Source organism: Pseudomonas sp. FP1762 (assembly GCF_030687105.1).
Classification (GTDB): domain Bacteria; phylum Pseudomonadota; class Gammaproteobacteria; order Pseudomonadales; family Pseudomonadaceae; genus Aquipseudomonas; species Aquipseudomonas siliginis.
Window position 1 is genome coordinate 2,870,699 of the sequence record NZ_CP117458.1, and the last position, 14,717, is coordinate 2,885,415.

The 14,717-nt window shown below is 52.6% G+C and carries 13 protein-coding genes; 6 read left to right on the plus strand and 7 right to left on the minus strand.

What is annotated here, in order from left to right:
- The first annotated feature begins 247 nt into the window (after window positions 1-247).
- Window positions 248-6,670, plus strand: coding sequence for a hypothetical protein (locus PSH90_RS12845; protein ID WP_150734435.1), 6,423 nt, complete (start codon window positions 248-250; stop codon window positions 6,668-6,670).
- Between the two features lie 169 nt (window positions 6,671-6,839).
- Here PSH90_RS12845 and PSH90_RS12850 read toward each other — a convergent pair whose 3' ends face one another.
- The 7 genes from PSH90_RS12850 to PSH90_RS12880 all read right to left on the minus strand — a co-directional run bounded on the left by PSH90_RS12850 (window position 6,840) and on the right by PSH90_RS12880 (window position 10,807).
- Entirely contained in the window at window positions 6,840-7,907 is a 1,068-nt protein-coding gene (locus tag PSH90_RS12850; RefSeq protein WP_150734434.1) for a tyrosine-type recombinase/integrase, read from the minus strand.
- A 2-nt stretch (window positions 7,908-7,909) separates the two neighbouring features.
- Window positions 7,910-8,146: a DUF4224 domain-containing protein gene (locus PSH90_RS12855; protein WP_150734433.1), complete on the minus strand. Its 237-nt coding sequence runs from the start codon at window positions 8,144-8,146 to the stop codon at window positions 7,910-7,912.
- A complete protein-coding gene (locus PSH90_RS12860; RefSeq protein WP_150734432.1) occupies window positions 8,133-8,489 on the minus strand; it encodes a pyocin activator PrtN family protein in 357 nt (118 codons plus the stop codon). Before PSH90_RS12860 ends, PSH90_RS12855 begins: the two co-directional genes overlap by 14 nt.
- Window positions 8,482-8,661, minus strand: a complete 180-nt coding sequence (locus PSH90_RS12865) for a hypothetical protein (RefSeq protein WP_150734431.1) — start codon at window positions 8,659-8,661, stop codon at window positions 8,482-8,484. The genes PSH90_RS12860 and PSH90_RS12865 overlap by 8 nt, the downstream gene beginning before the upstream one ends.
- Window positions 8,648-8,929, minus strand: coding sequence for a phage antirepressor KilAC domain-containing protein (locus PSH90_RS12870; RefSeq protein WP_150734430.1), 282 nt, complete (start codon window positions 8,927-8,929; stop codon window positions 8,648-8,650). Before PSH90_RS12870 ends, PSH90_RS12865 begins: the two co-directional genes overlap by 14 nt.
- A 10-nt stretch (window positions 8,930-8,939) precedes the next feature.
- A complete protein-coding gene (locus PSH90_RS12875; protein WP_150734429.1) occupies window positions 8,940-9,530 on the minus strand; it encodes a hypothetical protein in 591 nt (196 codons plus the stop codon).
- A 254-nt stretch (window positions 9,531-9,784) separates the two neighbouring features.
- Window positions 9,785-10,807, minus strand: a complete 1,023-nt coding sequence (locus tag PSH90_RS12880) for a S24 family peptidase (protein WP_224791267.1) — start codon at window positions 10,805-10,807, stop codon at window positions 9,785-9,787.
- Here PSH90_RS12880 and PSH90_RS27495 point away from each other — a divergent pair.
- The 5 genes from PSH90_RS27495 (at window position 10,745) to PSH90_RS12900 (ending at window position 14,525) form a co-directional block, all read left to right on the plus strand.
- Entirely contained in the window at window positions 10,745-10,909 is a 165-nt protein-coding gene (locus PSH90_RS27495) for a helix-turn-helix domain-containing protein (protein ID WP_224791276.1), read from the plus strand. The two genes, PSH90_RS12880 and PSH90_RS27495, sit on opposite strands and share 63 nt — an antisense overlap.
- Window positions 10,910-11,228: 319 nt before the next feature.
- On the plus strand, window positions 11,229-11,747 hold the full coding sequence (locus PSH90_RS12885) for a phage regulatory CII family protein (protein ID WP_083368989.1): 519 nt from the start codon (window positions 11,229-11,231) through the stop codon (window positions 11,745-11,747).
- Window positions 11,740-11,964: a TraR/DksA family transcriptional regulator gene (locus tag PSH90_RS12890; RefSeq protein WP_008080171.1), complete on the plus strand. Its 225-nt coding sequence runs from the start codon at window positions 11,740-11,742 to the stop codon at window positions 11,962-11,964. The genes PSH90_RS12885 and PSH90_RS12890 overlap by 8 nt, the downstream gene beginning before the upstream one ends.
- A complete protein-coding gene (locus PSH90_RS12895) occupies window positions 11,954-14,173 on the plus strand; it encodes a VapE domain-containing protein (protein ID WP_150734425.1) in 2,220 nt (739 codons plus the stop codon). The genes PSH90_RS12890 and PSH90_RS12895 overlap by 11 nt, the downstream gene beginning before the upstream one ends.
- Window positions 14,166-14,525: a hypothetical protein gene (locus PSH90_RS12900; protein WP_150734424.1), complete on the plus strand. Its 360-nt coding sequence runs from the start codon at window positions 14,166-14,168 to the stop codon at window positions 14,523-14,525. The genes PSH90_RS12895 and PSH90_RS12900 overlap by 8 nt, the downstream gene beginning before the upstream one ends.
- Window positions 14,526-14,717 lie beyond the last annotated feature (192 nt).

The following is a 14,717-nucleotide window of genomic DNA, read 5'->3' on the forward strand; positions in this document are numbered from 1 at the left end:
CTACCGATGGAGTGCTTTTTATTCTGTTGGCAATGATTGGTAAACCCAAATGTGCTGACCTTAGCTGGCGCCGCGGAACAGAGTGAAATTAGTACAATTCAGTGATTGAAAGGGTGGCTGTGTCAGTGCCGAATGACCAAGAAAAGCCAGCGCATCAACCCGTATTGCTGCAAGCTGACTTCAAATTAGCCATCGGCTCCGGCGTCATGAAACTCAATGCTGTTGGTAAAAGGACGAAACAACACCAATGTCGAGTATTGCAACAGAGATCGATACAGTCCGCGCGTCCCGCGCGGGGCACACCTTTCATGAGCGTTGGGCTGCTAGGAAAGCCTTGCAACTAGTCTTTCCCGATGACCGACTGTTCGCGATCGCCGTAGAAGGGGTGTCGTCTACAGAGACCTCGAGCCCAGGAGCTCAAGCGGAAGAGGTAGCTGATCTCGTTCTCTACTATGGTAGTGGGGATAACTTCAGGACATGTGATCGGTTAGAGACGGTTCAATTCAAATACAAATTGCGGGAGGACGCTGTCACAGCAGTTTATCTTCGCAAAACAATTGAGAAATTTAGCGATACGATCTTGGGTTACGAAAAAGAGTTTTCTATAACCCAGGTCGACAAAAAGCTTTCGTTTATTTTCGTGACGAACTCAGAGTTTACGGAAAGTCTCTGGGAAGCAATTAGTTCTCTCATAGACGGATCAAAGCCTGAGTCGTCGGGGGCAACTACTCAGGCTAGGAACCTCACACAATGGTGTGCCAAGCGTGGCTTATCTGACGTGAGTCGTCTCTTTTCTAAAATAGTTTTTCGAGCGGGAGAAAAGAGTCTTGCGGGCCAAGATAGCTTGCTTAAGAGAACTCTTACTGACTGGTCACCAGGCTCAGATACAGAAGCTCGTCTTCGGCTTCACGATCTGCAGGATTTAGTTTTAAAGAAAGCCGGGCCAAGTGGCCAAGGTAAAAATTTGATTCGGCGGGAGGATGTCTTGGATGCAATGGATTGCGAACCGGAGGATCTTTTTCCAGCAAAGTCTCGTTTTATCGACGTTGGAAGAGTTGTTGAGAGAGCAGAGCTTTCTAAAACCAGCGATTTGATAAAAGCGTCAGTTTTACCAGTCGTCGTCCATGCGGAGGGCGGGGTGGGTAAAACTGTTTTTGTCCAAAGCCTCGCTGAGCGGATGGCGACAGAATTTGAGATTGTTGTTTTTGATTGCTTTGGGGGGGGGTCGTATCGTTCAGAAAATCAAGCACGACACTTACCTAAAATTGGACTCGTGCAAATCGTCAATGAGCTGGCTTCACGCGCATTATGTGATCCGATGCTACCAGGGGGCGATGACAGTCGTAAAATCATTAAGGCGGCATGCAGACGTTTTGCACAAGCGGCAGTAGCAATCCGAACTCAGTCAAAAAAACTTGGCTTGCTTATCATCATAGATGCTTCGGACAATGCTCAACTTGAAGCAGATTATCGGCACGAAGAGTCTTTTCCGAAACGTCTTTTGGCAGCGATCGATGAAGACCCGATCGACAGCGTAAAATTTTTGTACACGGCACGCACCCATCGTAAAAACTCCGTAATTGGGCGAGCGCAAGTGAATGAGGTGGAGCTGGGGCCATTCAATGATTTGGAGGCTCGTGAGTTTTTAATTGCTCGCAGGCCAAATGCGTCCAGCGTGGAAATGTCTACCGCATTGGCACGATCTGGGCGGAACGCACGAGTTCTCGATTACCTAGTGCAAACGTGGGATACCAATGTCGTGGCTGATGTTACGGCAGTACCAATCTCGGTACCCGACATCATTGCTCAGCGCTGCACCAAAATCGTCTCGGATCTCCATGTTGCTGGTTGGTGTGATGCAGATGTAACCGAATTTTTCGTCGCGCTTTCACTTCTCCCACCACCAATTCCACTGGAAGAATTGGCAGATGCGCTCGGATGGTCTGTGGCTCAGGTAAATACGGCTGCTTCTGATTTAGCTCCAATGCTAGAGATCTCGTCGCACGGAGCTATCTTCAGGGACGAGCCAACGGAAACATTTGTACGGGATACTTACTCCAAACAAGCGAAAGCTCAAACAGTTATCGCAGATCGGCTTCTTTCTTCGCAAGCCACATCCAGCTACGCCGCTGAAGCGCTGCCACACTTTTTAGTTGTAATCAATGACAGCGATAGAGCATTTGCCCTAGCTGACTCAACCAGTTTTCCAACAACAGTACAGTCTGAATTCGGGCGCCGGAGACTTTCGCTTGAAAGGCTGCGCGCGGCTTTCAGACTGGCGGTCGCACAAGATGACCTAGATCGCGTGCTCGGTTTAAGCATGCGGCTAGGTCAAGTTGAAACTGCGAACATGAGGGGCGATGGATTTATTCTTCAATCGCCTGCACTTGCGATAGTTCTTGGCGATTCTGACTCTTATCGGCGTCTTTTCGCGAATCGCACAGGTTGGCGTGGTGCGAGAAGTGCTCGATTGACAATCGCGCACCGGTTTGCGGGTAACCCCGATGACGCGCAGATCCAATGTGAAAGCACAATTCGTTGGATTAACTGGTATATCGGGCAGCCGCGCGACGAGAAAAGTCGTGACCTCGAAGCGCCAAGTTTGGAGGATTATGTTGCGGTATTATTTCAGCGAACCGTTGAGGGGCAGTTCGCTCTGGTTGACCGTAACCTATCTAATTGGACTACTCGCTTTTCGCTGGATGCAAGTGAGCAGCTTCTGGTATTGCTGGAGTTATTTGATCAAGTAAATGATGCGAAAATATTAACAGATTTTTCCTTATTTGCGGCTTCCGATATTTGTACTTCTCGAGAGCTGAAACTATCATTTATTGGGAGGCCTCACTTACTTAATAGGTCAAAAGTAAGGGGGCTAACAAAATCAATTTCTACTTCTGGAACTCCTAAGGTAGACAGAGAGGAGAGTTTTTCATATGACGCCGAAGCCGGATTTGCTGAAACTAAGGCGGCTTTAACTGCATTGCTGTACAGCTCCCGAGCAGTAGCAACAACTATCTTAAAAAGTGCACCTGTTTCTCGCCCGTCGAGTTACGAGTACGGTGAACGTTTTGGCCACTCTAAAATCTGGCCCTCTATTTTTCGAGCTTGTGTTCGTGCTTGGGCCTCTGGTAAGCGAGTTGCACTCCATGACCTACTGCCGCAAAACATCAAGATAACCAAAAATGCTAAGGCTGCTACTAACCGTACGGATTTGCGGAAATTTTTGAAAAGTCTTCGTGAACCAACGGCAAGCGGTGTAGGTAATATTAGAGATCGTAAGCTCAAAACAAAATTCAATGATCGTGAATGTGAGGATATTAGCCAGGGTATTTTCCTTGCGTATGAGTTGATTGAACCAATCGAAAACGCGTTTTTTGATCACAAGAGCTTGTCGGGTAGTACCTTTGCCGATTTTCTAGCTGTATGGATTAAAAATACCAAGTCGGGCACGCACTGGCGGTCTGAAACCGCTGCTGACGCACTTGTTCGCGCGGTTGGTTTCGGCGGCGCAAGTGTATTATTACTACATTCGACTGATCACTCGGCTGAAGACGTTAAGACCCTGCTAGGCCTGATATCCACGACAGGGGTCAAGATTGAGCATAAAATTAGTGTACTGCGTCAGATCGCTCAATGGCCATCTCTCCATAATCTTGCAGGAGAGTTTGCTCAGCATATTGCAGCACAAATACGCCAGGATGACGATATAGGGCGACGTGGAGAGACATATGTAAATCTCGCTTCCTCCATAGTTTCGATGAGCATTGACGAAGCCCGCGGTTATTACCGACAAGGTTTGGCAGAGTTGGATCAGATAGGTGGGGAGAGCTATGAGCAAATTTACTCTTTACTTAATTTCGCAAGTGAACAGCAAGGCGGATTCTTAAAGCCTGAACTAGCACAGCGCCTTATGAACTTATGCCAGACCATTGTTTATAATGAACCTAAAAAGTTCGGCTGGACGCTGTTTGCACAAGCTGCAGCAAAAACTATTGGGTTTCCAGCTCTCGCCAAACTGGTACGTTGGCACGACCAAGAGGTTGCCGATTTTTCCTATGGACTACCACAACTTGCTTGTTTTCTTGCGCAGACGGGGCATCTCGATCCGCGACGAGCCGCTTTTGTGGTCACTATCTGTGAGGATCATGGGTGGTGGGATTGGCGGACCGGAAAAGGAGTAGCAGATCTACTTGAAATAGCAGAAACGGCGGATCAGAAGAGAATTTTTCATACAATAATTAATAAGTTGCGCGAAGAGAATACTTTTGGTGGATGGGCTTCGCTTTGGGAAAGCTTGTTGGAGACTGGCAAGCAATATCCAAATGCAATCACTAGCGAAGAGTTGAAGGAGATCAATCAACTCAGAGTGAATGCAAAGCGAAAACAGGATGAATTTAATCGCCGTAATAGTTCCTCACCAAGCGTTCTAGACGATCAAACAAGCACGCCGGCTGAAGAGCGTATTCAGCGTTTTATCACAAAATTAGCTGCAGAATGCGATCCATCCTCCGCTAGCTCAATCGACAGATCTCTCAAAGCTATTTTGGCTGAAGGAAATCTTCCTTATGATGTTCGACAGCGCTTCATAGTTGAATTACGTGCAGCGTGTCCTTATCCTAAGCGTTTGGCTTTTTTATTTGCAATTTGTGATTCCGCTGAACTTCGCTTTGACCAGTCAATAGACATACTAAACGAGAGCCTGTCTTTTTGGAGTGGCTCGTCTGCCCACGTTGTCTTGGAGGCCAAAAAACTGGTCGAGCGACTTTTTACGGCCAGAAGCTCAGAGCTTTTTGAAGATCAATTTCCTAATATTGCGCGCGACATACGTAAGCTTGCCAGTCTCTGCGAAGACAAGCGGTTTGTCATGCAGCTCGTTCTTCGTAAGGTCACGGCAGATGGAGTGGATCTCGACGGGGACCATTGGTTGCAGCTGGCCACTGCTCTATGTGAGGTTACGACAGGAAAAGCTGGTCTGGATGCGCTGGAGCATTTATTGTCTGGCCCTACGGCTCGCATGGCTGACGAAATTGGAGAGGGTGCATTTTCCCCGGAGCAAGCAATTGTCACTGATGAGGCAGAAGTCATTTCTGATCTCATTTGGCACCTTTTAGGCAATGACGATGGTTACATCCGTTGGAACGTGGCCCGGCGCTTTAACACACTTCATGAGCTTGGGCTGACTCATGAGCTAGGTCTTCTGCTTGATCGTTTCGACCAAACATCAGTTGCGACAATGGCAACAGCTGATCAAAAACTATCTTTCCAAAATTCTCAGCAATGGTTACTAATGGGATTGGCGCGTACAACCTCGCAATATGGGTTGTCATTTAATTTCATTAAACCAAAACTAATGGCTTTAGCAAAACGATCCGATGTGCACGTCATCAATAAGCTTCATATCGCTAGATGCTTGATCCATATAGCTGGTACAAGTGCGCCCGATCCATTTTTAGAAGAGTTGCTCAATGAGATTAATGAGCCTAAGCACGGCACCATCGTTTCCGATAGCTATCCCGTCGCAGTAAAGCAGACAACAGATTTTGGTTTTGATTACGAGTTTACAAAACATGAAATAAGATCTCTTGCAGACCTGTTTGGTGTGGCGGAGGCAGTTGTTGAGAATGCTATTGCAGAGGAAATAAAGCGTCTTTGGCCGGATGCTACTTCAATGGATTATTTTCCCGGTCATGAGCGCTACGATTTGTCCCAGGGAGATAGATTCGAATTCTTCAGAGAGCATATTCAGAGGCATGCGCTTTTAACTGTCGCCAGCAATTTTTCAAAATCGCTGCCGATTGTGGTTCGTAGTTACGAGGTCGAAGAAGAGTCACCCTGGCTAAGATGGCGCGGACGCTACGATGTGACATTTGATGACGGCTCATGGTTATCCGACCGTAAGGATCCAGTTCCGCAACAAGCGAAGGAAGAGTTATTAGGTAGTAAGGTGGATAGGCAAGATGTGTTGTTAGATCAAGAAACTGTATTACAGAAATTAGGTGTCATATGCAGTTCTAGCGAAGGAATGTTTCCATTATATGGCAGTTGGTCATCTCCTGATGGAGTAACGGTGACGATTACATCCGCGCTAACCGAGCGCAATTCGGCACTGTCTCAATGTGCTGCATTTTCGAAAAGAACCAGCCATGACATTTGGCTGCCGCAGTTTTGGGACAACGGCTATTATGACGATCGGTCTCGGCGAGAGAATCCATTTACGCCGTTTGTGTGGGTGCCTGATAGACACAATTGCGGTATCGATGAGGGCGACGAAATTGCTGCTATGGGACCGGGAGGACGGCCACGACTTGGAATAGATCTCACAAGAAATCTTGACTTGATAAATGAGCCATTAAGCGGAGACTGGCGTATTAGAGATGGACGCCTCGTGTTGAAAAGCCAGGTTTGGGGGCGTTGGGCGCCTGATCCCGATCATAGGCAGTCGCATCACCACGAAGATGGTGAAATCTTATGGGCCTCAAATGATTGGCTTGATACGACGTTATCAAGCCTAGATCGGCAGCTTGTTTTTATCGTGCAACTTAATAAGTATAAATCTTCACGCGAATATAATACTTCTAACGAAGTTAAGTCTGTTCTTGTTGGTTTGAGAGCGGATGATCGGTCGCTGAGGTTTTGGCCTGCGAAGAAAGCATCTAAGGTAGATTATTGATAGCCTAGGAACTGAAGGGGAGGCGACTGCTCTAGATTAAAATTGGGTAGTGAAAGACTGCCAGCTGGCAATCTTTCACCACGCTTCGTCGAGCTCCAGTATAAATTCTCACTGTCCCTGGTAGTAAGTGTCTCAGTGGGAATCATAATTTTCTAGATGCTCTGTAGGCTCAACGGGTTGGAGTTACTATTTCTCCAACTCTTCTGTATACAGTTTCAGTAATGCGTTTGTCGGTATGCCCAAGTAGACGGCTTGCGTGTCCTAAATCGGAAATTTCGCTGGCTGCTTTTGGACGGATATCTCGAAACTGAAATTTTCGAACATTGGCTGCGAGCTGGTTGTCTTCTTTTTCAGTTGCTTGTTTGATTGCAACTCTTCGAGCGTCGTCGAAGCGAATTCGAAGCATTGCGGCAGTGACCTTGCGACCGTCTTGAGTAGCGATTAAGTAAGGGTTTTTAAGAACGCGCGCTTTATTTTGCTCAAGAAGATGCTCAATTAACACCCCTAAACCATTTGGAATGTCGCCTACTACTAAGCGAATTCTTAGCTTCTTCGAGGTCTTGCCTTGAGACACTTGCAAAAAACCATCGACGACGTCGCGGGCTCTCATTGCGAGCACATCCGCAGGGCGTTGACCGGTCAAATAGGCTAAATCCATCGCATCTCTGAGCTCTGGTACAGCTACCTCGTAGACGGCATTCCAGATTGTGGCGTCGGCGTAAAAATCACGAGGAGTTTCTTTGTTTTTGCGCACACCAGCGGCTGGGTTTTCATTATCAGTGATACCCCATTCCCTGGCGATGTTATAGATGTGCGAGAGCAGCGAAATCTCCCGATTAGCCCTAACCTTTCCGCTTCGCTTGTCGCGGTACTGCGCGATGACCTGGGGTGTTACTGCATTGATTGGTGCTTCACTGAATGCTTTCCTAAGCTGCCTCAGCGAAAGCAAGTTGTCCTTTTGAGTTCTAGGCTGTTTTCCTGGAATGATCTCGGCCTCATACCGGTCGAAAATTTTACCCAGTAAGGCGTTCTTTTGTGGAATAGGCTTGCAATCGAGTTTGGCCCATTCCGCCTTGGCGACATCCAGATCTGTTCCAAGAGGAATTTCCTTTCTTTTTCCCTGATCGTCTCTCCCGTCGTAATAGTATCCGACCCACTCTGAGCCACTTTTCATCAACCTAACTCGCCTGATCATTCGAGGTGGCAGATCTCGATTTACTGACTTTCTTGGTCTCATTTTCACCCCACGCGTGAAAGATCAAGCGACCAAGCTTCGGCCGCAATATTTTCAGATGAAGGCTTTACGCCAGACAGTTTCATTCGAGCGTATATGCGGCCAACAACGGGGCGTCTTGCGCCTGTAAGTACGTACTTCCAGCCATTCCGATTGAGCCAGTCCAGTTGCAATGAAGGTCGTTGATATCCGGTGATTGCGACCAACTCGTCCTCGGCAAGAGTTTCGTTATGAATTTCCATGCTTTTCCCTTTCTAAACTCGCTTCTGCTTGTTTGGGCGCGTCCTGTTGGTGTTGCATGCTTTCATCAGCCTTGTAGGCGCGGATGTCGATCAGCGAGGCAACATGGCGGATGTGTGCGTACTTCAGCGCCTTGCGGCTGGTGTCCAGCGTGGTGATCGGAAGCTGGATCCGGCCGCTGTTGATCTCTGTCACGAACGACTGCTCGTTGAGATTGCGAAAGTACTGCTCGCGGACTTTCTCCAGCGGGATCAGGACGTCGCCGAAGATGCGATAGAGCAGTTCGACGGTGGCCGATTCGGGTGCCGGATGCAGGCGAAGCGGATTCTGTGCAGCGTTACTCATGGCCTTGTCGAGCCTCCTTGCGTTGTAGTCGTGCCGGGTGGTTCCAGGCGTTCAGGCAGTGGCGTCTGGTCAGCTCGCGCAGATGTTCGGGCACTTCGAGAAGCGCGGCGTTGCGCTCCTCGCGTGTGCGCATGGCAACGATCTGGCGGGCGTACTCCCTAGGCCACGTCACGGCGATCTGCCGGGATGGCAGGAAGATCGATGTCCAACTGCTCGGCCAGCCAGCGGATACCTGCCTGCTTGACCCGAGTCGACTGGCTGTACTGCATTCCGTGTTTCTCGTCATACCAGGGACTGTCCTTGACCCGCAGGTACGCTTTATCGCGCTTCGGGTCCGCCGGCAGGTTTCCCTTGAGCAAACCTTTTTCTCGCATGAGAGTCATCAGTTTGGGGCGAGTGAGGCCGAGTTGAGCGGCTGCTTGGGCGAGGGTGCGTTCCATAGCGTCCTCCTTATGCTGCGTGCGCAGCTGGAGTGGCCGCCGCAGCAAGGTGGTTGATGGACTCAATGAGCCTTGCGTAGATCTCGGCATCGGGGTCGTACAAGGTGAAGCAGCGCGTATTCGGACTCTTGTTGCCGATGCTCAAGATGACGGTGACGCCGCGGCGTGTATGTGTGCGATGCAGCGCCACATGCAGGGGAAGCTCAATACCCATGTCGAGGCTCAGCACGCCACCGGTGTGCACCAGCTCGAACACGCGCTGCTTGTCCCGGACCTCAAAACGGCCGTATTGGCGATCGGCGTGCGGGAGAGGCGCCGGGTCGCTGGAGTTGCTCGCGTCGAACGGACCGTTGGCAATCTCTTCAATAAAGTCGGCCAGCTTGAGGTGCATCTTCTTGTCGTTTGGCAGGGTCAGCGTATGGCGTTCGCTGCCCAGTTCAATGACAAAAGTGCTTTTCACGGTGCCGCGTTCAGCTTTCAGGCGGAATGCCAGGCATTCACGCTTCGGTGCTGTGCGCAGGACATGGTTGAAGGTCTCGGTCAGGTTGACCTGGGCGTTGAGCAGCTGCAGGGTGCGGTTGTCGATCTTGTACTTGATCATGCTGCGTGCCCTCCACCGTTCGGATCGATAGGAGAGGGCTGGCAGGACTTTGCGACAAGCGTTGGTTTGCTGTTATGAATGACGACCAGACAGCCCGTGGCGAGCTGCAGCTGTTCGATCAGTTTGCGATTGCTGACGCATGCAGGATGGACATGTAGGGATGCGGTGGCGCGCATGGTGATGCCTCACTGTGGTTGGAGAGTGAGGCAAGTAAACAATCTGTTTGGTTTTTGGTCAACACATTTTGTTTGGTGTCAGATCAGAGAGGGGCCTTTCAATGGACGTATTGATGACCACCAAAATATGCGGCCAAGAATTACCACTCGTTGAGCCATGATCTGATCGAAGTCATAGTCTTCGTCAGCGTATTCCTGTGAATTGAAGCTCCTCATCTTGATGCCGTTGGCAGTACGTTGAAGAAACTTAATCCGAAAATGCCCGTCGTGGTCGATTGCGTACATTTCGCCGTCAACGATTCGCGTCATTCCTGTATCAATGCCGACTGTCGCTCCCGAAAGAATCAGTGGGTGATTACTGTTCCCGCTGTTGGTGGCAAATACAGCGTTTGAGGGATCTACTCCGCAAGTCCTCATCGTAGCTCGTGAAAAACGAAGCTTGGGCCCAGCGATCTCCTGAACCTCTGTACGCGCAACCTTTCCAGGTCCAGAGGATAACTCCACTTCCTTGTACAACCTTAGCTCCACCTCGTCATTGTCTATTGGTGTTTCTGAGTCCCAAGGAGCCATTGGCTCCAGTACGTAAAGCGGCGAATCGTTAGCAGCCGGGCGTAATGGGTTTCGCTCAGTGCTCTTGGTCCGCATTGGTACATCTTTCCCTTCTAGCCACTCGCGCTCCACGACAAGTGTCAGCGCAACTTCGCCGACCATGTACGCGGGGACGCCCCTAGCTTTCCAGTTCGTGATGTTCTGGTCGTTCTCAAGATCGAGAATTCGAGCGAGATGGGCCCCCGTCAATCCGGAGTCTTCGAGCGCTTCACGGAAGCGTTGGCCTTTGAGGTTTTGCGTTTGTTTACTCATAAACAGAATGTTACAGCGCTTGCATTCAGATGATAACAAACGTATTGTTTGGTCTTTCCGTTCAAATTGTTTGGTATGGATAACGTCATGAGTACACCTGCTCAGATATTCGATTTGGTACTGCAGGTTGCTGAGGCCTCCGGCAAAAGCCCTTCCCAGCTTTCGCGAGAGTGCAAAATCAGCCCTCAGAGATTCTTTAATTGGCGTCGGCGAGGTATTCCAGTCGCACAGGTTCGACATCTATCGAAAGCACTTTCTGGAGCGCTTCTACCTCATCAGCTTAGGCCGGATTTACCCGAGATATTCCCAGCCGAATCCGACGCTCAAATACAAGCTGCATAGAAAAAAGGCGACCCAAGGGTCGCCCAGTTTCTCCCGATAGCATCACCACAATGCTATCGGGTCGCGATGTCAGAAGGCGAGCACACCACATGCCGCCGACTTTCATCGCGTTCCAAGGCTCGGAAGCCTTGGTGTTGCTGCCGTTCTTACCACAGAGCTGGCAGCTGTTGCGCCAGGGGTGAACAACGGATTGTTCGCCTCGGCACGGTGCCGGTGTTGGTCTTACGAACCTAGCCGGCGTTTGGGCCTCTCCAGACCACGCGGCAAATGTATCACCAACTTCTGTCGCGCGGCACTGGCAACTTTTAGGATTAATGCCATGAGCCGTATCGCTCTGAGTTCTCTGGAACGGGCGCAGCGGGAAATCCTGCCGCTCGATTTAGCGCTATACCACGCCGCTCGCGATTACCCGGGCGGCGCTGCCGCCATCGCAGCCACGACCGGTCGTAACCCGACCACGCTGCAGCACAAACTGTCGCCTACCCATCCGAGCCACTCCATCAACATTCAGGAGTTTGGCGAGATCCTCGAACTGACAAAGGATCGCCGCATTCTCGATGCGGTGCATGCGCTGGTCGGTGACACGGTCTGGCAGGAGCTGGCCGACACCTACACCAACGACATGCCCGAAACTCTCACCACGGGTATCGCCGAATACTTCCGCCAGGTCGCTGATCTGGCCGAGACGTGGGCCAAGAGCATCGGCGACGGTGTGGTGACTGATCAGGAACTGGCTGCGATTCGTCTGCAGGTGTTCCGGGGCATTCAAGGGCTGCTGGGGCTGTTCAACCGCGCCACCTACGTCAACCAGACGACGCGAGGTGCTGACCGTGGCTGACATCGCCGATTTCGCCAACGATCTGGTGCAGGAACGCATCGATCAGGCCATGGCGGCGCGCAGTGCTGCCAAGGCCGAAAGCGCTGCTCATTCCTTGCTGTTCTGTGAAGCCTGTGACGACCCGATTCCGGAAGCGCGCCGCCTGGCCCAACCGGGTTGCTCGCAGTGCATCAGCTGCCAGTCTCTCTCTGAGCGGGGGATTCAGCATGCTCGATGAGGTATTGGGCCAATTCGCCGATTACGGTCTGGAACCAGCGCAACCGCTGGTGTTCGGCAAGCTGACCCGCTGCAAGACATCGCAGGACAAGGGCAAGGAAAAGAACGGCTGGTACGTGGTTCACGAGCAGCGCACGGAGAAGGGCGATACGCTGATCTTCGGCGCTTTCGGTGACTGGCGTTCGGGTGAGACGCAGAAGATCAAGGTCAAGGCCGGTCGCATGTCGCCGGAAGTGCGTGAAGTGATGCGCGCCCGCCAGGAGGAAGCCAAGCGCCGCGCCGCCGAAATCGCGAGTAACGCTGCGCGGCGGGCCGCGAAAAGGGCGCAGGGTTTGTTCGAGCGCATGCCGACCACCGGGCGCAGCGACTACCTGGATCGCAAACAGATTGTTGGCATCAACGTACGTTATGCGCCACGCACTGGTGCAGTACTGGTGCCGATGAAGAACGCCCGTGACCAGATCATGGGCCTGCAGGTGATCTTCCCGAACAAGCAAGAAGACACCGGCCGCGACAAATCCTACTGGCCTTACGGCATGGCGAAGGAGGGCACATTCCACCTGCTCGGTCCGCACCCGGTACCGGGCGAACCAGTGCTGGTCTGTGAGGGTTACGCCACCGGCGCCAGCCTGCACATGGCGACGTCGCTTGCGGTAGCGGTGGCCTTCGATGCGGGCAACCTGTTGGCCGTGTGCAAGGTCATGCGTGAGCGCTTTGCCGGCTGCCCGCTGATCATCTGCCGCGATGACGACTGGAAGACCACCAAGCCCAACGGCGATGCGTGGAACCCGGGTGAGGAGAAGGCCAGCAACGCCGCGTTGATCGTCGGCGCCCAAGTTGTTGCGCCGATCTTCTCGGTCGAACGTCACGACAAGTGGACCGACTTCAACGACCTGCACGTCGCCGAAGGCCTTGATGCTGTGCGCCGTCAGGTGTTGGCCGTGGTCCGTCCACCGGCGGCTGGTGGCTGGAAAGATCAACTGGCCCGCAGTGAAAGCGGCGCCTTGATCGCGCACATGCAGAACGTCGAACTGATCCTCGCTCACGACGAACGCTGGGCCGGGGTGATCAGCTACTGCGCCTTCAGCTCGAAGATCGTCAAGCTGCGGGCCGCTCCTTATGGCGGTGGTACCGGCGAATGGGCCGACATCGACGACGTGCGCGTGATGAAGTGGCTCGCGCAGCAGTACAACCTGCGCGTGAAGTCCTCGCACGTGATCGAGGCTGTCAGCGTGGTTGCACACGACCACGCCTTTCACCCGGTGCGCGAGTACCTGAGAAAACTCGAATGGGATCGTGTGCCGCGCCTGGAGCGGTGGCTGACGGATGTCATGGGCGTGAAGACAACGGACTACACGTCCAAGGTCGGCAAGCGCTGGATGATCTCGGCCGTGGCACGGGTGATGAAACCCGGCTGCAAGGCGGACTCGGTGATGATCCTCGAAGGCGTACAAGGCGCCGGTAAGTCGACCGCCATGAGCGTGCTCGGCGGTGAGTGGTTCATGGATACGCCGTTTGCTCTCGGTGACAAGGATGGCTTTCAGGCGATCCGCGGCAAGTGGATCGTCGAGCTGGGCGAACTGGACAGCTTCAACAAGGCCGAGAGCACCAAGGCCAAGCAATTCTTCTCGGCGTCGACCGACACCTACCGCGAAAGCTATGGCCGCAGAACCCTGGACGTGCCACGTCAGTGTGTCTTCGTCGGTACCACCAACCAGGACGAGTACCTCAAGGATGCCACCGGCAACCGCCGGTATTGGCCGGTGGCCTGTACCAAGGTCGACGTGGCGTTGCTGCGCGAGATTCGCGATCAGCTGTGGGCCGAAGCGATGTTCTGCTTTGAGGCCGGCGACCTCTGGTGGGTAACGCGAGAAGAAGCGCCGATGTTCAGCGAGGAGCAGGACGAACGCTTTGTGGTGGACGAATGGGAAACGCCCATCCTGACCTGGCTCGAAGAGTCGCAGATCGGCGAGACCACTACCGGCAGTGAGGTGATGAGTCAGGCGCTCAAGCTCGATCCCGGTCATTGGGGTAAACCGGAGCAGATGCGTGTGGGAGCGATCCTGCATCGATTGGGGTGGCGACGGTTCCGTTTGGGTGCCTTGAGCAAGAGCGGTCAGCGGCCTTGGGCGTACAAGAAACCGGAGGGTTGGGGCAGGGCGCCTGCGCTGGAACAACCTGAGTTCGAGGAGCCGTGCTTCGATGATTAAGGCAATCGATATGGCCCTCAAGCAATGGGCGCAGGAGCTGCACAGCGATGAGGTCGCCGCCGGTTACTCGGGCGGCAACATGGTCGCGATGATGATGGAAAGCGGTGGCCAGATTGTGCGCGGAAGGCGCGGGAGCAGGGTGCCGCTGGAGGCCTCCCTGGACATCGAGCGCATCGTCAAAAAACGCCTTGATCCCGAGTTGATGACGGTGGTCCAAGTGCATTACTTCCAGCCTGATGCGCCTCTGACTGCGCGTCTGGCTGAGAGTGGCTGCACACGCAACCTCTACTACCAGCGCCTGCATGACGCTCACATCGTGGTCGAGCACTTCCTCCTTGGGGAAGCGGCTTGATCGTGGGCATCCCTCTGGCTCACGCCGTCCCACCGGCCTGCCTCCGTCCCACTGCTTTTTGCAGTGGTGAGACGGGCGCAGGCCACGTCGTTGTTGGGTTGTCCCACCGTCCCACCTTTTTCATGCCTCCCGCCCATGTATGCGTAGCGGGCATCAATGCGCGTGTTCACGCGCACGCGTGTTTTTAAATAT